Annotated in this window: 16 protein-coding genes; 12 read left to right on the forward strand and 4 right to left on the reverse strand. The window is 42.7% G+C overall.

Annotated elements, in window-relative coordinates:
• The first annotated feature begins 77 nt into the window (after nt 1-77).
• From RMY63_RS00175 to RMY63_RS00190, 4 genes are all read left to right on the forward strand, one after another.
• Nucleotides 78-1,277 carry a sulfate ABC transporter substrate-binding protein gene (locus RMY63_RS00175; protein ID WP_322726749.1) on the forward strand — a complete coding sequence of 400 codons (1,200 nt, stop codon included), beginning with the start codon at nt 78-80 and terminating at the stop codon, nt 1,275-1,277.
• 153 nt (nt 1,278-1,430) lie between these two features.
• Complete coding sequence (gene cysT, locus RMY63_RS00180) at nt 1,431-2,291, forward strand: sulfate ABC transporter permease subunit CysT (protein ID WP_322726750.1); 861 nt, start codon at nt 1,431-1,433, stop codon at nt 2,289-2,291.
• On the forward strand, nt 2,278-3,153 hold the full coding sequence (cysW, locus tag RMY63_RS00185; RefSeq protein WP_322726751.1) for a sulfate ABC transporter permease subunit CysW: 876 nt from the start codon (nt 2,278-2,280) through the stop codon (nt 3,151-3,153). Before cysT ends, cysW begins: the two co-directional genes overlap by 14 nt.
• A gap of 261 nt (nt 3,154-3,414) precedes the next feature.
• Complete coding sequence (locus RMY63_RS00190) at nt 3,415-4,035, forward strand: Uma2 family endonuclease (protein WP_322726752.1); 621 nt, start codon at nt 3,415-3,417, stop codon at nt 4,033-4,035.
• Nucleotides 4,036-4,586: 551 nt separating this feature from the next.
• Here the strand turns inward: RMY63_RS00190 and RMY63_RS00195 are convergent.
• Both RMY63_RS00195 and RMY63_RS00200 read right to left on the reverse strand, forming a co-directional pair.
• Nucleotides 4,587-4,910: a hypothetical protein gene (locus RMY63_RS00195; protein WP_322726753.1), complete on the reverse strand. Its 324-nt coding sequence runs from the start codon at nt 4,908-4,910 to the stop codon at nt 4,587-4,589.
• A gap of 366 nt (nt 4,911-5,276) precedes the next feature.
• The gene (locus RMY63_RS00200) at nt 5,277-5,429 is read right to left on the reverse strand and encodes a hypothetical protein (protein ID WP_167306193.1); all 153 of its coding nucleotides are present in this window, start codon (nt 5,427-5,429) and stop codon (nt 5,277-5,279) included.
• Between the two features lie 453 nt (nt 5,430-5,882).
• Here RMY63_RS00200 and RMY63_RS00205 point away from each other — a divergent pair, with 453 nt between their 5' ends.
• The 7 genes from RMY63_RS00205 to RMY63_RS00235 all read left to right on the forward strand — a co-directional run bounded on the left by RMY63_RS00205 (nt 5,883) and on the right by RMY63_RS00235 (nt 14,261).
• Complete coding sequence (locus RMY63_RS00205) at nt 5,883-7,325, forward strand: nicotinate phosphoribosyltransferase (protein WP_322726754.1); 1,443 nt, start codon at nt 5,883-5,885, stop codon at nt 7,323-7,325.
• Nucleotides 7,326-7,383: 58 nt separating this feature from the next.
• Entirely contained in the window at nt 7,384-7,983 is a 600-nt protein-coding gene (locus RMY63_RS00210) for a nicotinate-nucleotide adenylyltransferase (RefSeq protein ID WP_322726755.1), read from the forward strand.
• On the forward strand, nt 7,944-8,690 hold the full coding sequence (locus tag RMY63_RS00215; protein WP_163929288.1) for an NUDIX hydrolase: 747 nt from the start codon (nt 7,944-7,946) through the stop codon (nt 8,688-8,690). The genes RMY63_RS00210 and RMY63_RS00215 overlap by 40 nt, the downstream gene beginning before the upstream one ends.
• A 329-nt stretch (nt 8,691-9,019) precedes the next feature.
• Entirely contained in the window at nt 9,020-10,768 is a 1,749-nt protein-coding gene (locus RMY63_RS00220; RefSeq protein WP_322727031.1) for an NAD+ synthase, read from the forward strand.
• A gap of 35 nt (nt 10,769-10,803) precedes the next feature.
• Nucleotides 10,804-11,049, forward strand: a complete 246-nt coding sequence (locus RMY63_RS00225; protein WP_322726756.1) for a DUF1902 domain-containing protein — start codon at nt 10,804-10,806, stop codon at nt 11,047-11,049.
• A complete protein-coding gene (locus RMY63_RS00230; protein WP_322726757.1) occupies nt 11,050-11,247 on the forward strand; it encodes a type II toxin-antitoxin system HicA family toxin in 198 nt (65 codons plus the stop codon).
• A gap of 20 nt (nt 11,248-11,267) precedes the next feature.
• Nucleotides 11,268-14,261: a UPF0182 family protein gene (locus RMY63_RS00235; RefSeq protein WP_322726758.1), complete on the forward strand. Its 2,994-nt coding sequence runs from the start codon at nt 11,268-11,270 to the stop codon at nt 14,259-14,261.
• A 137-nt stretch (nt 14,262-14,398) separates the two neighbouring features.
• Here the strand turns inward: RMY63_RS00235 and RMY63_RS00240 are convergent, their stop codons facing one another.
• Entirely contained in the window at nt 14,399-14,587 is a 189-nt protein-coding gene (locus RMY63_RS00240; RefSeq protein WP_322726759.1) for a hypothetical protein, read from the reverse strand.
• 248 nt (nt 14,588-14,835) lie between these two features.
• Here RMY63_RS00240 and ureG point away from each other — a divergent pair, with 248 nt between their 5' ends.
• Nucleotides 14,836-15,432 (forward strand): urease accessory protein UreG, encoded by a 597-nt coding sequence (ureG, locus tag RMY63_RS00245; protein ID WP_322726760.1) that lies wholly within the window; start codon nt 14,836-14,838, stop codon nt 15,430-15,432.
• A 520-nt stretch (nt 15,433-15,952) separates the two neighbouring features.
• Here the strand turns inward: ureG and RMY63_RS00250 are convergent.
• Nucleotides 15,953-17,839, reverse strand: a complete 1,887-nt coding sequence (locus RMY63_RS00250; protein ID WP_322726761.1) for an ABC transporter ATP-binding protein — start codon at nt 17,837-17,839, stop codon at nt 15,953-15,955.
• Between the last annotated feature and the right edge of the window lie 85 nt (nt 17,840-17,924).

Below are 17,924 nucleotides of genomic sequence, written 5' to 3' on the forward strand. Positions count from 1 at the left end.
ACGGAATCATCCAGTATTATAAACACTATATAACTGTATTCCCATCAATTATTTGTAGATTTAGTGGAGGAAGGAGAATGAGTTTGTGGCAACGCCCACTGAAAAGATTACAAGCGATGTCTTACGACAAGCTGCTAGCCTACGGCAACGCCAAAGGCGAACGCATCTACGCGTTCAATAGAACGTATCGGTTCAGACTAAATTCGCTCAAAGGCTTTGTATCACTCTTTTTGGTAGGTACTGTATTGAGTGTAGCCCTTGCCGCCTGCTCTGGTGGAGGAACTGGGAATAATTCTGCCTCTGAAACCCCTGCTGCTAGTGCCAGTCCTGTGGCTGTAAGCAAAGATAATGTTGAATTAACTCTAGTTTCCTTTGCAGTTACTAAAGCAGCTCACGAAGCAATTATTCCTAAGTTTGTAGAACAGTGGAAGAAAGATCATAATCAAGCTGTCGTCTTCAAGCAAAGCTATGGCGGATCTGGTTCCCAAACTCGTGCTGTTATCGATGGTTTGGAAGCAGATGTTGTTCACTTGGCACTAGCTGGAGACACCACAAAGATTGAGAAGGCTGGATTGATTCAGCCAGGATGGGAGAAAGAAGTTCCCAACAATGGTATTGTTTCCAAATCTGTTGCAGCATTAGTCACTCGTTCCGGCAATCCTAAAGGCATCAAGAACTGGCAAGATTTAGCCAAAGATGGTGTGAAATTGATTACTGCTAACCCCAAAACTTCCGGCGGTGCTAAGTGGAATTTCTTAGCACTATGGGATTCTGTAATTAAAACAGGTGGCGATGAGGCTAAAGCTACTGAATTTGTGACTAAAGTTTACAAAAATGTGCCAATCTTGCCTAAAGATGCGCGGGAAGCTACTGATACATTTGCCAAGCAAGGGCAGGGAGATGTCTTAATCAACTACGAAAACGAAGTTATTTTGGCACAGCAAAAGGGCGAGAAGGTTGAGTATGTCGTTCCTGATGTGAATATATCCATCGACAATCCCATCGCTGTGGTAGATAAAAACGTCGATAAGCACGGAACCCGCGAAGTTGCTGAAGGTTTTGTGAAATACCTCTATAGCTCAGAAGCACAGCAAGAGTTTGTCAAATTGGGATTCCGTCCTGTGGATGAGACTTTAGCTCAAACCAAGGAAGTCACAGACAAATTTCCCAAGCTGAAAACTCTGGGTACAGTTGCAGACTTGGGCGGTTGGGAAGCAATTGATAAGAAGTTCTTCGCAGATGGGGGCGTGTTTGACAAGATTCAAGCCAAAAAATAATTCGTAATTCTTAATTCGTAATTCGTAATTATGACTTCACAACTTTCTTTTCTCCAGAATTAAAAGTAGTTGGTCTGTGCTGGAATTACGAATTAGCAATTACGAACACTAGCAAAAAGCTCCTTGTGAATTTTAAATTTTGAATTTTTCACTATGACAACTGTATCTCCTTCTGTGGAAGTTGAACGCAAAACGCCATTCTGGAAGAGATTGGGGCGAGTTCCTTGGACTTGGCGAATCACCATTGCATACCTGACGGTGATGTTGTTTGTCCCGATAGCTGCTATGTTTCTGAAAGCAGGTACAGAACCTCCATCTAGGTTTTGGGCGATCGCAACCAGTGATATCGCATTGGCAACCTATAATGTCACTTTTGTGACGGCAATATTTGCTGCCTTACTCAATGGGATTTTTGGTACTTTGATTGCCTGGGTCTTGGTTCGCTACGACTTTCCCTTAAAGCGCTTGATTGATGCCACAGTAGATTTACCCTTTGCACTACCAACTGCGGTAGCAGGGCTAACCCTGGCAACAGTTTACAGCGATAATGGCTGGCTAGGTTCGCTACTAGCACCACTGGGAATTAAGGTATCTTTTACCCGCACGGGAGTAGCGGTAGCAATGATATTTATCTCACTACCTTTTATTGTGAGAACTGTGCAACCCGTACTTCAAGAAATGGAACATGAGATTGAAGAAGCTTCCTGGTGTCTGGGTGCTTCTCAATGGCAGACCTTCTGGAAAGTGATTTTGCCACCTTTATTTCCCACGATTTTGACTGGTATTGCCTTGGGTTTCTCTCGTGCAGTTGGAGAGTATGGTTCGACTGTGATTATCTCTTCTAATACACCATTCCAAGATTTGATCGCACCTGTGCTGATTTTCCAACGGCTAGAGCAGTACGACTATTCTGGTGCAACAGTAATTGGCATAGTTTTACTATCAATTTCGTTGGTACTGTTATTGGCAATTAATTTTTTACAAGCATGGGCAAGGCGGTATGACAGTAGATAAACCAAGTTTTCACTCATCTACATCTGTATCAGATACAGCCAAGCCGAAAGAGCAGAAGAGTTGGGTGCCAATAGTTTTGATTGGGATAGCGATCGCCTATTTAGCCCTAGTTCAATATATCCCGGCAATCAACGTTTTTTTCCAAGCCTTCAGCAAAGGTGCTGGGCCGTTTTTGTCCAACCTGACGCGACCAGCTTTTCTTCATGCAGCTTGGCTAACGCTGTTGTTGGCTGTGATTTCTCTACCTTTAAATACGGTATTTGGTTTATGTGCAGCTTGGGCGATCGCTCGTCATAAATTTCCTGGACGCGCCGTAGTTTTGAGCATTATTGACTTGCCCTTTTCAATTTCGCCCGTAGTTGCAGGATTAATGATTGTGCTACTTTACGGCCGGAATGGGTGGTTTGGCCCTTGGCTTTTGGCCCATGATATCAAGGTTATCTTTGCCTTTCCAGGTATGGTGCTAGCTACAGCCTTCGTGAGTATGCCCTTTGTGGCGCGGGAAGTGATTCCGGTTTTAGAAGAATTTGGTAAGGATCAAGAAGAAGCTGCTAGAACTCTCGGTGCGAAAGATTGGCAGATATTTTTGCGCGTCACCCTACCTAGCATCCGTTGGGGTTTACTCTACGGTTTAATTTTGACCAATGCCAGAGCAATGGGTGAATTCGGCGCGGTTTCGGTGGTATCTGGCAACATTGCTGACCAAACCCAGAGCCTACCACTGTTTGTAGAAGATGCTTACAAACAATACGAAACTGAAGCGGCTTTCTCTGCGGCTGTATTGTTAGCGTTGCTAGCAGTAGTAACCTTGGTGCTAAAGGAGATTCTAGAACGGAAAACCCGCATTAAAGATGTTGAATAAAATCCCCAGAGAGTTACTCGCTGAAGCAAGAATCAGTCAAAAGAAGCAGGGGAGCTCTTAGCAGGGAGCAAGGGGGAAAATACCAGACTTGAAAGATCCCTCAATCTCCTCCCCTTGCTAAGGGGAGGTTTTGCGTCAGCAAAGCCGGAGTGTGGTAAAACGCTTGTGGGACAACGGTTTGAGCTTAAGTTGACACCAATGAGCAATGTTCCCTACGATAGAACTTTACTGGCTCGTACTAAATCATGAGGAATAATCACAATGGTTCAATCAGCCCCAAAAATTATAACCGTTGATGAATTTATTAGCTGCTACAGTGAGTGCGATCGCTATGAATTAATTGATGGTGAATTAATTGAAATAGAACCAACTGGGCCACACGAGCAAGTATCTGCATTGATTGGGCGAAAACTGAATGTAGAAATTGATCGTCATGATCTAAGCTACTTTATCTCCCATCGTTGTTTAATTAAACTATTAGGAACAGAAACAGCTTTTCGTCCCGATGTGATTGTGTTAGACCAAACTCAATTAATTAATGAACCATTGTGGCAACAAGAACCTGTAATTACATTAGGAAACTCAATCAAACTGATTGCTGAAGTGGTCAGCACAAACTGGCAGAACGATTATGCCCGCAAAGCTGAAGATTATGCCTTGTTAGGAGTGCCTGAATATTGGATTGTTGATTATCTGGGCATTGGTGGCAGAGAATATATTGGCAAACCCAAACAGCCAACGGTGACGATTTGTACACTAATAGAGGATGAGTATCAAAAACAGTTGTATCAAAACAACGATCAACTTATTTCCTCAATCTTTCCCAACTTGCAACTAACGGCACAACAAGTTTTTACGGCTGGGCGATCTATCATTCAGTGAAATTGTATATATAGCAGTCCGATTTGATTTCTAAAAAAATCTCACTATCTGTAGGGTGGGCTATGCCCACCATTACCGAGATATGGTGGGCATAGCCCTGATTATTCCGTAGCGGTAATTCATGAATTACCACTACTTTCGTTATGTTTTGCGTAAGTCCTATACCCCTTTGAGTCGTTCTTGGGTGTCAACGGTAAGCCAGTTATTGAATATAGGACTTACGCACACTCTACGAATTCTTCTCTACGAGACGCTGCGCGTTGGCAGAAGCCTCTCCAAGAGTTGGCGGTTCGATAAATTACAGCGTTTTTCAAGTAATTGAACCACACCACGCCCTACTCCCTTATCTCCCTCATCCCCCTCATCTCAATTGTGATCTAAATACCTAAAAACTGCTGTAAGCTTTTGGGCGATTTTTGCGTAAGTCTTACTTATGCCGAATTAGCCTGTGGCAGTACGTCTTAACCGACGTGGAAACCGACATGACAGATGTTAATCCACCGTTGAAATCCTCAAAGTCTGTATTTGCTTTCAACTGTGAAAACGCTTAATTAGTAGCAGCTTATATAATCAATAGCTGCATAACCGCCGCGAGAAGTACTCCAAGTAATCGAACAGGTTTTTCCTGATGAATAACCCTCAAGAAGTAAATTAGTAACTTCTTGGTACAAAGCATTATCCTTCCACAAACATAGCCAACCGCTAGCAGTTGGTAATGTAGGGTTCATTTTAATACATACACCCCTTTGTGCTACCTGACTATTTAGATGATATTCACTAATTGTACCAGATGCACTTGCAGCCAGAGATGGTGTATTGCCTAGCATAACTAAAGCACAAGGTAAACCCAAAAATTTAAAAAGTTGTGCTTTCATGAACTTTCACTCTCTTGGTATGTAATTAAATGTCTAGAATAGACAAAACAAACGTTTAATTTTAGACCCAAAGTAGCCTTGGTTACGCAAATCAAGCCAGATGAGAGGATGTCTGAAAAGCAAAAAAGGTATCCCGTAAAACTACTAAACTAGTCTGAGAAAGTTGCTAGAAAATTTACTTTTTCAGATTACAATGCCGATAAAAAACAAGTAAATATTATCAGAGAATGTTTTAAAAGTATTGGGGTATTGGGCGAATCTAATTCTCTACTACACAACAGAAGTCCACTTTTGTGGACTAATGCAAAATCAAGAGTTTGTTAATCTGCAAAGACAGGTTTCAGCAGAGATTTTTATATTCAGCACCTAATTATTATCATCTTTACGCTTATCGTAAGGTTCACCTGTAAAAGGTTGTACGCCTGTAGCAGGATAAGCGTCATCATTAGGCCCAAAAATCCGCATTGCAGCTTCAGAAATATACTTGGTTATGTTCGCAATGATGTTGGAAATAGCCATGATATTTGACTCCTTATTTTCGAGTCGCTATATAAGTGATACCTATTACTTTAATGCTGATATTCTTTGGTGGCTTGTGTTCTCAATATATTGAGATTATATGCAATGTTTATTCAGATAACTTCGCAATACTTTAGCTTGTCAGAAAGCCAAATTTTTCTTATTAATTCTAATTGTAACTTAGCCGTTTTTTCAACCCCAGTCTGGGAAAGAAACTCGTAAATAAACTTGCCTGACAGGATATTATTTCTTTTCATTAGCCGCCTTATCCCATTAACATTATTGCTAGCTATTACTATTAAAAAATGTTAAATATTTTATAAAGTTAGTATTAATTTGCCGATAAATCTACTGTGATACGGCAATTTCAGAAAATATACTTGCCGATAGTTGACATTATTTATGGTAAATATTACCATAAATAGCAGAAGCATCTTGTAAGGAAGCTCTTGCATGACAACTTTGGCAGATTTGGACTACGTACATAAACAGCAAAGCCAGCAGAACCAGGAACTAAACCTATCTGCCGATGACTACAGCTTGCTGACCGACCTTTACCAGTTGACGATGGCAGCTTGTTACACAGGCGAAGGTATAGAACAACGACGGGCAAGCTTTGAATTGTCTGTCAGGCGATTGCCAGAGGGTTTTGGTTATTTAATTGCAATGGGGCTAACGCAGGCATTAGAATATTTAGCCAAAATCCGCTTTAGTTCCGCGCAGATTGCGGCATTACAAGCAACAGGAATTTTTGCTCATGCTGGCGATCGCTTTTGGTCACTTTTAGCTGAGGGAAAATTTACGGGTGATGTTTGGGCAGTACCAGAAGGGACAGCTGTGTTTGCCAATCAACCACTGTTGCGAGTAGAAGCACCCCTTTGGCAAGCGCAACTAGTGGAAACTTACCTCCTAAATACGATTAATTACCAAACTTTGATTGCCACAAAAGCAGCCCGGTTGCGGGATGTAGCGGGGGAGTCAGCAACACTTTTAGAATTTGGCACAAGACGAGCATTTAGTCCTCAAGGGTCTTTGTGGGCGGCGCGGGCGGCGTTGGCAGGTGGATTAGATTCCACTTCTAATGTGTTAGCAGCGCTACAACTGGGACAAAAGCCAAGTGGTACAATGGCACACGCCTTGGTGATGGCATTGTCAGCAATAGAAGGCACTGAAGAACAAGCTTTTAGTGCATTTCATCGATATTTTCCGGGTGCGCCATTGCTGATTGATACTTACGATACCATTGCTGCTGCCCAGCGCTTGGCCGAAAAAGTAAATTCCGGAGAAATGCAATTAACAGGAGTGAGATTGGACTCAGGAGATTTAGTTACCTTATCAAAACAGGTGCGATCGCTCCTTCCCGGTGTGCCAATTTTTGCCAGTGGCGACTTGGATGAGTGGGAAATTGCCAGATTAAAAGCTGCTGGCGCCCAAATTGATGGTTACGGACTGGGAACGCGACTAGTTACAGGTTCGCCCGTAAATGGAGTTTATAAACTTGTAGACATTGATGGTATCCCAGTCATGAAGCAGGCGAGTGGTAAAGTTACTTATCCAGGGCGCAAGCAGATTTTTCGCTCGTTTACCGGAGGTAAGGTAAAAGCAGATAGGTTGGGACTTTTAGATGAAAGTTCTGTGGAAGAAGAACCTTTGTTGCAGTTGGTAGTGCAAGAAGGTGAACGGATACAGCCTTTGGAGTCGTTGGCAACAATTCGTCAGCGTACCGCCGCCTCAGTTGCCAGTTTGCCACAACAAACACGGCGTTTGGATCATCCTGTCTCGGTGCAAGTGGAAATTTCCGAGGGATTACGGGTGTTGGCTGAAGAAACTAAGCAACGTAGACGCCCTAGCGGCTTGCCGCAGGCTACCGCAGAGGCGCTGAGTACACAGAGGTAATAATTAATCTTTCGATATCTCTTAATTACGAACTACGAATTACGAATTACGAATTATTATGAGAGTTGCTTTGTTTGGAACTAGTGCCGATCCGCCAACTGCTGGACATCAAAAAATTCTGAGTTGGTTGTCTGAGCGTTATGATTGGGTAGCGGTTTGGGCGGCGGATAATCCATTTAAGTCTCATCAAACACCCTTAGAACATCGGGCGGCAATGCTGCGACTGTTGATTGCGGATATAGACGCGCCACGGCATAATATTGCTTTGGAACAAGAATTAAGTAGCTTCAGAACGCTGGAAACAGTAGAAAAAGCCAAACTTACTTGGGGTGAGGATGCTGAATTGACGTTGATTATTGGTTCAGATTTACTGAGTCAGCTACCACGTTGGTATCGCATTGAAGATTTGTTACAGGAAGTGCAACTACTGATTGTACCGCGACCGGGATATGCAATAGATGAATCTAGTTCAGAGGTAGTGCAAAAGTTGGGAGGGAAGATTGCGATCGCTAGTCTGACCGGTCTAGATGTTTCCTCAACAGCGTACCGCGAACATGGAGATCCCCAAGCCCTCACAGCCCGTGTAGTTGCCTATATTAATCGAGAGCATTTGTACGAATGCCAGGACGTTCACCAAAAAAGATACCAACTCCGTTAAACCAACAACCTTTGGCCGATTTCAAGGTTGGTGTTGATAATGTAATTTTTTCTGTAGATACTGTACAAAATCGGCTGTTAGTTCTACTAGTAATGCGACAGCAAGAACCATTTTTAAATCATTGGAGTCTTCCCGGTACTTTGGTACGTCCAGGAGAGTCTTTAGAAGATGCCGCCTATCGCATTATGGCGGAGAAAATTAAGGTCAACAATCTCTACTTAGAACAACTATATACATTTGGCGGGCCGAATCGCGATCCACGGGAAGCAACTGATAGTTATGGTGTGCGTTATCTATCAGTTAGTTACTTTGCCCTAGTGCGATTTGAAGAAGCCGAATTAATTGCCGATCGCATGACTGGCATTGCTTGGTATCCAGTCAAACAAGTGCCACAATTAGCTTTTGACCATAATGAAATTTTGGCTTATGGCCATAGGCGGTTACGAAATAAATTAGAGTATAGCCCAGTGGCTTTTGAAGTCTTGCCAGAAATGTTCACCTTGAATGATTTATATCAGTTATACGCCACAGTTTTAGGTGACAATTTTTCCGATTATTCTAATTTTCGAGCGCGTCTACTCAAGTTAGGTTTTTTATGCGATACCGGAATTAAAGTATCACGGGGCGCTGGTCGTCCAGCTAGTTTGTATAAGTTTGACGCCGAAGCTTTTGCTCCCTTAAAAGATAAACCCTTGGTGTTTATTTAATCAATTGTTACCCAAAGTCCAGAGTTAAACCAATTCGCAATTCGCAATGACGCTCTCTACGAGACGCTGCGCGAACGCGGACTCGCTCTAAGCGAAGCCATGCCGAAGGCTTTACGCTGCGCTAACGCAATTCGCAATTAAGTTTTGTAATGGGGATTTAGACCCCACCACAAAACTTATTGGTTATAGAACCGGGGGACTTAAACCCACCGAATTTGTTAAAAGTCTCAAGTCCAGAGTAAGTTATTTGAACATTTACCAATGACTCTTGACAAATGACAAATGACAAATGACAAATGACAAATGACAAATGACAAATGACAAATAATATGAAAATTGCGATCGCTCAAATTAATCCGACAATTGGTGATTTGCTTTTAAATGCCCAAAAAATCCTGGAGGCGGCACAACGAGCAGCATCTAGCGGTGCGCGTTTGTTGTTGACACCAGAACTTTCTTTATGTGGCTATCCGCCAAGAGATTTATTACTAAATCCTAGTTTTGTGGAAGCGATGGGCATCACTTTACAAAACTTGGCTCAGGATTTACCACCAAATTTAGCTGTATTGGTAGGAACTGTTGAACCGAATATCAAAGCACATATTAGTGGCGGTAAAACTTTATTTAACAGCATGGCTTTGTTAGAGAATGGCCAGGTTAAGCAAGTTTTTCACAAGCGACTTTTGCCTACTTACGATGTCTTTGATGAACGCCGCTATTTTGAAGAAGGCTTGCAAGCTAATTATTTCACTCTCGATAATATCCATATTGGCGTAACTATTTGCGAAGATTTATGGAACGATGAGGAATTTTGGGGCAAACGTAGTTATACAGTGAATCCGATTGCTGACTTAGCAATTTTGGGTGTAGATTTGATTGTAAATTTGTCTGCTTCGCCCTACACTGTAGGCAAGCAGCAGTTCCGCGAAATCATGCTCAGGCATAGTGCAATACGTTTTCAACAACCGATGATTTACGCTAATCAGGTTGGCGGAAATGATGACCTAATTTTTGATGGACATAGTTTTGTCTTAAATCGTCAAGGTGAAATTATGTCTCGCGCTCGTGGTTTTGACACCGATTTAGTAGTTGTTGAATTTGACGAGATACAAAGGGATTTTCAATTAGGTTCTGTAGCACCTGTCTATGAATCAGAAGATCAAGAAATTTGGCAAGCGTTGGTTTTGGGAGTGCGAGATTATGCTCGTAAGTGCCGCTTTTCTAAAGTAGTGTTGGGTTTAAGTGGCGGGATTGACTCTGCAATAGTAGCAGCGATCGCCACCGCTGCACTTGGTAAGGAAAATGTCCTCGGTGTTCTCATGCCTTCCCCTTACAGTTCTGAGCATTCCATCAGTGATGCTGTGGCATTAGCTGAAAATTTGGGGATTAAGACTAATCTTTTACCAATTGGCGAGTTAATGCAAGGCTTCGATCGTACTTTAGATGATTTGTTTGCGGGTACAGAGTTTGGACTGGCTGAAGAGAATATCCAATCTCGGATTCGCGGTAATTTGTTAATGGCGATCGCAAATAAATTTGGCTATCTGCTTTTATCTACTGGTAACAAGTCAGAAATGGCAGTTGGTTACTGCACTCTCTACGGCGATATGAACGGCGGATTAGCAGTGATTGCAGATGTACCTAAAACCCGTGTGTATTCACTTTGCCATTGGTTAAATCGCAATAATGAAATCATCCCGGCAAACGTCTTGACTAAAGCACCCAGCGCCGAACTCAAACCAGGCCAAGTAGATCAAGACTCTCTACCGCCTTACGAAATTTTGGACGATATTTTGCAACGCCTGATTCACAATCACCAATCAGCAGCCCAAATTGTTGCAGCCGGTTACGATGCGGTGATTGTAGACAGAGTAATTCAAATGGTGGCGCGGGCTGAATTTAAACGGCGACAAGCACCCCCTGGCTTAAAAATCACCGATCGCGCCTTCGGAACCGGTTGGCGAATGCCAATTGCTAGTAACTGGGTTGGTGTCAAAAATGCTTACCAGACTAAAAGCATAGCTACACCTACCTTAGTCTGTTGGGATGGACAAGATGCCCGTCCGCAAATCAAGTAATTAATTATCAAACCTCTTCCTACTTTAAACCGCTGATGACACAAATCACGTATAAAATTGAAGCATTTTGGGATTCAGATGCAGAAGTTTGGGTAGCAACTAGTGATGACGTACCTGGATTGGTAACAGAAGCTTCTACGATTGAGGTTCTGACGCAAAAGCTGCGAGAAATAATTCCAGAACTGATCATTTTGAATAAAATTGTCCCTCCTGACTATGTGGGTTCTATCACCTTTGAGTTAACCAGCCATCGACAAGAGTTGATTAAGGTGGCTTCATAGATGGGTGCGTCGTTTACTCCTGAGTTGAAAAAGATGCTTTCAGAAGTTGGGTGCTACTTTGAACGGCAAGGCAAAGGAGATCATGAAATCTGGTACAGTCCAATCACAGATCATCGGTTTGTTGTAGACGGAACCATCAAGTCACGCCATACCGCTAACGGAGTTTTGAAACAAGCTGGACTTCCCAAAGCCTTTTAGGGGGATAAAATTACATATCAATGTATTGGAAATGGGGCTTTAGACTATTAATTGTATTCTTTGGGCTGTGGCTACTCCTGGATCTGGGTTCTCGTCTGGGAGCAGAAATTTTTTGGTTTCGGGAAGTCGGCTATCTCCAAGTATTTTTGTTGAGGCTGCTGACTCGTGGTATTTTGTGGCTAGTCGTGGCTGGAATAACTGCTGCCTATCTACTACTAAACCTGGCTTTAGCACAACGGCTAAAATATTCCCAGTCTCTAAAGATTGAGCAAGCAGAACTCAACAGTGAATTAACAAATTTTCTCAGTCCTAATTATCCAAGACGCAACGAAACCCCGATATTTGGGCCACAACGTTTTCAATCATTAAAATTGCGCTGGTTATTACCCTTAACTGTGGTTCTAAGCTTGTTGATTGGGTTAATGCTGGCTCACTATGGTCAAATTGCTCTTTTCTACTGGCATTCTCCAGTTAATCAGGCTATTCTACCTGTTCCCGCCCTATTCCGACCGGAGACAATCTGGCAACTCTTGAGGCAGATTGTCTCTCAAGTCTGGTATCTCGGTTTAATTGGGGGAGTAGCGATCGCCATCTTAATCTATCCTCAATTTTTACTCACTGCGATCGCAATTCTCTCCAGTCCCATTTTTGCCTTCATCATATTCCGACACTGGCCCAAGGTACTGCAATATTTCCACCCCACCCTTTTCAACAGCACTGAGCCTTTATTTGGTCAAGATATCAGCTTTTATGTATTTTCCTTACCCTTTTGGGAACTGTTAGAACTCTGGCTGATGGGATTATGTTTGTATGGCTTCGTCGCCGTTACCCTCACTTATCTCTTGTCGGCAGATAGTTTAAGTCAAGGAATTTTCCCTGGTTTTTCGCCCCAGCAACAGCGTCATTTATTCGCTATGGCTGGCTTGTTGATGCTGGTAGTAGCTTTGAGTTATGGGCTAAGTCGCTATGAACTCGTGTATTCTAGCCGTGGAGTTAGTTATGGTGCTAGCTATACCGATGTGACAGCCCAGTTGCCAGCTTACACCGTTTTGGGCATTGTGGCAGTTGCGATCGCCTTTTATCTACTTTGGCGAACGTTTTTCTGGAAACCCAAATCTCAGTATCGTCGCTTTGTATTTTACGGGTTAGGAGTTTATCTAGTATTAGTTGTAGCTGCTGATGTTGTTTTACCTACTGTGGTGCAATATTTAATTGTTCAACCTAATGAGTTGCAACGAGAGCAACCCTACATTCAACGGACTATCGCCTTAACTCGCCAAGCATTCGATTTAGAGGCGATGGATTCTAGAAGCTTCAACCCGCAAGGAACATTGACTGAAGCTGATATTCAAAAGAATGACTCGACAATTCGGAATATTCGCCTGTGGGATGAGCGACCACTGTTAGAAACTAACCGTCAATTGCAACAAATTCGCCCGTATTATCAGTTCCCCGATGCCGATATCGATCGATATACTCTCAAAACAGATGAACCTTCACCTCGACCACCTGACCCCCAAAAGCCGCCACTCACGCAACAGCAAGCAGTTGAATCAACAGAACGGCGGCAGGTACTGATTGCCGCACGAGAATTAGATTACAGTGCCGTACCACAGGAAGCTCAAACATGGGTTAATCGCCATTTAATTTATACCCACGGTTTCGGGTTTACTGTTAGTCCAGTTAATACAGTTGGGCCGGGTGGGCTACCAGAATATTTTGTTAAAGATATTAGCGGTAATAGTAGCGCCCTCACAACTTCTAATGAAGCCGTTCGTCAAAGTATTCCGATTGGGCAACCCCGGATTTATTACGGTGAGATTACTAATAGTTATGTAATGACTGGCACAAGAGTTAGAGAGCTAGACTATCCTAGCGGTAGTGATAATGTTTACAACTCTTACGAGGGTCTAGGTGGTGTTGAAATCGGTTCGGTATGGCGACGGTGGCTATTTGCGATGTATTTGAAAGATTGGCAGATGGTGCTGACGCGGGACTTTTTGCCAGATACAAAAGTGCTACTGCGACGAAATGTCAAGCAAAGAATTCAAGCGATCGCACCCTTCCTAAAATTTGACAGCGACCCTTATTTAGTGGCTGCTGCTGCTAATCAAGATTTGCCAAGTAATCCCAGTTATCTTTACTGGATTGTAGATGCTTACACAACGAGCGATCGCTATCCCTATTCAGACACTGGTAGCGATGGTATCAACTACATTCGCAATTCTATCAAAGTAGTGATTGATGCCTATCACGGCACTGTGAAGTTTTACATTGCCGATCAAAGCGATCCAATCATTACCACTTGGTCAGCGATATTTCCCGATATGTTCAAACCACTCAGTACAATGCCAGTCAATCTCCGCAGTCATACCCGATATCCAGAGGACTTTTTCAAAATTCAATCTGAGCGGTTGATGACGTACCACATGACCGACCCCCAAGTATTTTACAACCGGGAAGACCAATGGCAAATTCCGAATGAAATCTATGGTAGTGAACCCCGTCCAGTAGAGCCGTATTATTTGATTACTAGTTTACCCACCGTAGACTTTGAAGAATTTCTTCTGTTTTTACCCTATACTCCCAAACAACGGACTAATTTAATTGCTTGGTTAGCAGCGCGATCGGATGGCAAAAACTACGGTAAGTTGGTGTTATATGTCTTTCCTAAAGAACGCCTGATTTACGGAACAGAGCAAATCGAGGCGCGGATTAACCAAGACCCAGTAATTTCTCAGCAAATTTCCTTGTGGAATCGCCAGGGTTCGAGAGCTATTCAAGGTAATCTACTAGTAATTCCCATTGAGCAATCGCTGCTGTATGTCGAGCCAATCTATCTAGAAGCCACACAGAATAGTCTGCCAACCTTGGTACGGGTAGTAGTGGCTTACGAAAACCGGATTGTGATGGCGCAAACCTTAGAACAAGCCTTGCAGGGAATCTTTAAACCAGAAGTTACACCAGCCCCGGCAATTATCCGTCCCTTTGAAGAAGCAGCCCCACCAGGTTAAGCGATTTTAAGACTAAAAAGTTATACCAATTTCAGTAGACCGAAAAGTTTTGCGATCGCTAAAGTTTAAAGTGTAATATCGTGTCCGGTGAAAGACTTATCATTAAGACTGCAAGGGAGCAGGGGGAGAAAGAGTTTTCAGGTTTTTGCACAGATGTGGAAATTATAACTAATTAGGCGGACATGATATGAGCGATCGCCTTGAGCAAGAAAATTGGAAAAAAAACTGAATTTTGTTGCTGAAATTTCTTCAAGCTCGATATCCAAACGCTGAAATTGAGGTTTGGAGCATGGACGAACTAGACGCCAAGGGCGAACGAGCGTCATTGCGAATTGCGAATTGGTTTAATCTCTGGTCTAACTTGCTACCGCTGGCGGCCAAAAATAAGGGCATCTTAATTATAAGTGATTATCCGAACTTGATATTACGTAAAAACCCTCAAACTTTTATTCCTCCGTGTCCTCTGCGCCTCTGCGGTTTGATTTTCCATTATTTATTTGTTTATAAGTCCTGTTAAACAATCTAAAATCTAAAATCTAAAATCTAAAATCTAAAATCTAAAATGGTATGACTTATGAATGCATTTAGAATAGGGGTTGCTGGCCCGGTGGGTTCGGGGAAGACGGCTTTGGTGGATGCTTTGTGTAAGGGATTGCGTGAGCAGTATCAGATTGCGGTGGTGACGAATGATATTTATACTCAGGAAGATGCTCAGTTTTTAGTGCGTTCTCAGGCGTTGGCTAGCGATCGCATTTTGGGTGTAGAGACTGGTGGTTGTCCTCACACTGCTATCCGCGAAGATGCTTCGATGAATTTAGCAGCAATTGAACAATTAGAAGAACGTTTTATCGATTTGGATTTAGTATTTTTGGAAAGTGGCGGTGATAATTTGGCTGCTACCTTTAGTCCAGAATTGGTGGATTTAACAATTTACGTCATTGATGTTGCGGCTGGTGATAAAATTCCCCGCAAAGGTGGCCCCGGTATCACTAAATCTGATTTGTTAGTGATTAACAAAACTGACCTAGCGCCGTATGTCGGTGCAGATTTAAGTGTGATGGAACGAGATGCTAAAAAAATGCGCGGTGATAAACCTTTTATTTTTACTAATTTGAAAACTCAGTCTGGACTTGCAGATATAATTAATTTTGTTTGCACAAATATCTGTTGAAAAGAATTTTATAACCCACAGAGGTGGGTTTTGCCTATGTAGACGCGATTTATGAGCCTTTGAACTCGGCAGTTGAGCCTTTGAACTTGGAAGTTGAGCCTTTGAACTCGGAAGTTAATGCTTAATTAATATCATGTCCGCCAAATTACCCATAATAAAAGAACCCCTCCCCTTAGCAAGGCAGGGCTGTTTCATTCGATCTCTTAGATATTTTGTCAAGAGTATGAGTCAGAAATTTGCTTGATTTGGTCATCGAAAAGCTACCACCTCAACGAGTAAATTTCAGTGCGTTGGCGTTGGCGTAGCCTCTCGTAGAGAAGCCTTGCCGAAGGCATCACGATTTTCTTGGCCAATCAGATTTTTTAGTCACCTGACTTTTTTGCTTGAAACGCTTGTAAATCAGAGCCTTTTAGGGAATGAAATAGCCCTGCCTTTTTAAGGGGTTGGGGGATCTTTTGTGCGTAAGTCCTAAGAAGAAAGAAATACTTAACTGATCTGTATTGGTTTCTAACCGCCCTTTCTATAAAGCTTTCTGATGACGACTTCGTACACGTTCAGCACTACCAGTAGGAATCGCAGCAATTAATTTTTGTGTGTATTCCTCTTTGGGTTGTTGGTAAATGCTTTCGGCTGTACCTTCTTCAACAATTTGACCGCGATTCATAACTAAAATGCGATCGCTCATAAATTTCACTACACTTAAATCGTGAGAAATAAAAATATAAGTAAGCTCAAAGGCTGACTGTAATTCTTTGAGAAGATTTAATACCTGCGCCTGTACTGAAACATCCAACGCTGAAACTGATTCATCGCAGATGATAAACTTAGGATTCAATGCCAAAGAACGAGCTATGCAAATCCGTTGGCGTTGACCGCCAGAAAACTGATGAGGATAGCGGTTAATCGCATCTGCACTCAACCCCACCCGTTCTAAGAGTTCGACTACTCGCTGGCGTCGTTGTTGTTTTGTTTTCCCAACAGCGTGAATTAACAACGGTTCCATTACCGCGTCCCCAACCTTCATCCGAGGATCGAGGGAACTAAAAGGATTTTGGAAGACTATTTGCATTTCCCGCCGCAGTTTTTGCAACCGTTCTCCTTTGAGGCTAGTAATATCTTGTTTCTCAAAGATAATCTGACCACTCATCGGTTCAATTAATCGCAGCAAGGTTCTGCCAAGGGTAGTTTTACCGCAACCAGATTCTCCCACCAATCCTAGAGTTTCCCCTGGTTTGACATCAAAGGAAACGCCATTAACTGCCATATTGTAGCGTTTTGTCCCACCAAACACCCCGCGCACCGGAAAACCAACTTTTAGGTTACGGATTTGCAGTAGGGGTTCCTTTTCATTGAAGTTTGCCAATCTTTCAGCAATTTCTTCAGTAGTGACTTCTGTGGGTTGTGCGGGTTCTTTTGGCTGAATTACTACTTGTCCCGTGGGTGTCTCTTCTGCACTCATATAGTCAGAAACGGTAAGTAATTTTTGGGGACGACGGTTGAGTGTGGGGCGACAAGCTATCAAACCTTTAGTATATGGATGCTGGGGATTGCTGAAAATTTGCCGAGAAGTACCAGATTCGACAACTTTACCTTTATACATCACCGCTATTTGGTCAGCAATTTCTGAAATAAGCCCCAAATCGTGGGTGATGAAAATCATTGCCATATCACGGCTTTGCTGCAATTCTCGCAACAAGTCCAAAATAGTCGCTTGTACGGTAACATCCAAAGCTGTCGTTGGTTCATCGGCAATTAAAATTAATGGGTTACAAGAAATTGCCATTGCAATCATCACCCGTTGCAACTGACCCCCAGAAAGTTGATGAGGGTAGCGTTCCAGCATGGCTTCTTTGTGTTCTTTAACCAACTGTGCCAACTTTGATGGATCTGGTTTCGATGAATTGGCGTTGTTTTGATGCCAATTTTCGATATACTGCTGTTGGATCTCTTCATCGTTAGGTAAAAGTTTTACCTCTTGCAGACCTGCGATCGCAATTTGTCGTGCTTGGGCTGCTGAGACATTTTGATGCCGCATAATCGCTTCTGTTAGCTGAAACCCGATGTTATAAACCGGATTAAGCGAACTCATCGGTTCTTGAAAAATCATGGCGATGTCACCACCCCGGTGTAACTGCATTTGTTCACGAGGCAATGTTACCAAATCGATGGGGTTGCCATTCTCCTGCGGACGAAACCAGATTTCACCGCCAGTAACTATACCAGGAGTCTGCAACAAACCCATCACAGCTAAGGCTGTCACTGATTTACCACTCCCCGATTCTCCTACTATTCCTAGAGTTTCACCTCGACGCAGCGCAATGGAAATACCATCCAAAGCTCTGTTAATGTTGCCATCACCGGGAAATTCAACTTGGAGATTGCGAACCTCTAGGACAGTTTCTCTCATAGGAGTTGGGTATGAATATTAACTTAAAATTATTTGGATTTTAACAAGAGTTTTGATGTATGTGTGGGTAAATTTGGTTTTTACA

It is taken from the genome of Nostoc sp. ChiQUE01b, from assembly GCF_034531255.1.
Classification (GTDB): domain Bacteria; phylum Cyanobacteriota; class Cyanobacteriia; order Cyanobacteriales; family Nostocaceae; genus Nostoc.

What these genes read in the sequence shown, in the direction of transcription:
- RMY63_RS00220 (WP_322727031.1), top strand. Translation starts at nt 9,020, where the DNA reads ATGAAAATTGCGATCGCTCAAATTAATCCGACAATTGGTGATTTGCTT.
- RMY63_RS00200 (WP_167306193.1), bottom strand. Translation starts at nt 5,429, where the DNA reads ATGGCTATTTCCAACATCATTGCGAACATAACCAAGTATATTTCTGAA.
- cysT (WP_322726750.1), top strand. Translation starts at nt 1,431, where the DNA reads ATGACAACTGTATCTCCTTCTGTGGAAGTTGAACGCAAAACGCCATTC.
- RMY63_RS00205 (WP_322726754.1), top strand. Translation starts at nt 5,883, where the DNA reads ATGACAACTTTGGCAGATTTGGACTACGTACATAAACAGCAAAGCCAG.
- RMY63_RS00190 (WP_322726752.1), top strand. Translation starts at nt 3,415, where the DNA reads ATGGTTCAATCAGCCCCAAAAATTATAACCGTTGATGAATTTATTAGC.
- RMY63_RS00250 (WP_322726761.1), bottom strand. Translation starts at nt 17,839, where the DNA reads ATGAGAGAAACTGTCCTAGAGGTTCGCAATCTCCAAGTTGAATTTCCC.
- RMY63_RS00210 (WP_322726755.1), top strand. Translation starts at nt 7,384, where the DNA reads ATGAGAGTTGCTTTGTTTGGAACTAGTGCCGATCCGCCAACTGCTGGA.
- RMY63_RS00230 (WP_322726757.1), top strand. Translation starts at nt 11,050, where the DNA reads ATGGGTGCGTCGTTTACTCCTGAGTTGAAAAAGATGCTTTCAGAAGTT.
- RMY63_RS00175 (WP_322726749.1), top strand. Translation starts at nt 78, where the DNA reads ATGAGTTTGTGGCAACGCCCACTGAAAAGATTACAAGCGATGTCTTAC.
- RMY63_RS00215 (WP_163929288.1), top strand. Translation starts at nt 7,944, where the DNA reads ATGCCAGGACGTTCACCAAAAAAGATACCAACTCCGTTAAACCAACAA.
- RMY63_RS00195 (WP_322726753.1), bottom strand. Translation starts at nt 4,910, where the DNA reads ATGAAAGCACAACTTTTTAAATTTTTGGGTTTACCTTGTGCTTTAGTT.
- RMY63_RS00235 (WP_322726758.1), top strand. Translation starts at nt 11,268, where the DNA reads ATGTATTGGAAATGGGGCTTTAGACTATTAATTGTATTCTTTGGGCTG.
- ureG (WP_322726760.1), top strand. Translation starts at nt 14,836, where the DNA reads ATGAATGCATTTAGAATAGGGGTTGCTGGCCCGGTGGGTTCGGGGAAG.
- RMY63_RS00225 (WP_322726756.1), top strand. Translation starts at nt 10,804, where the DNA reads ATGACACAAATCACGTATAAAATTGAAGCATTTTGGGATTCAGATGCA.
- RMY63_RS00240 (WP_322726759.1), bottom strand. Translation starts at nt 14,587, where the DNA reads ATGACGCTCGTTCGCCCTTGGCGTCTAGTTCGTCCATGCTCCAAACCT.
- cysW (WP_322726751.1), top strand. Translation starts at nt 2,278, where the DNA reads ATGACAGTAGATAAACCAAGTTTTCACTCATCTACATCTGTATCAGAT.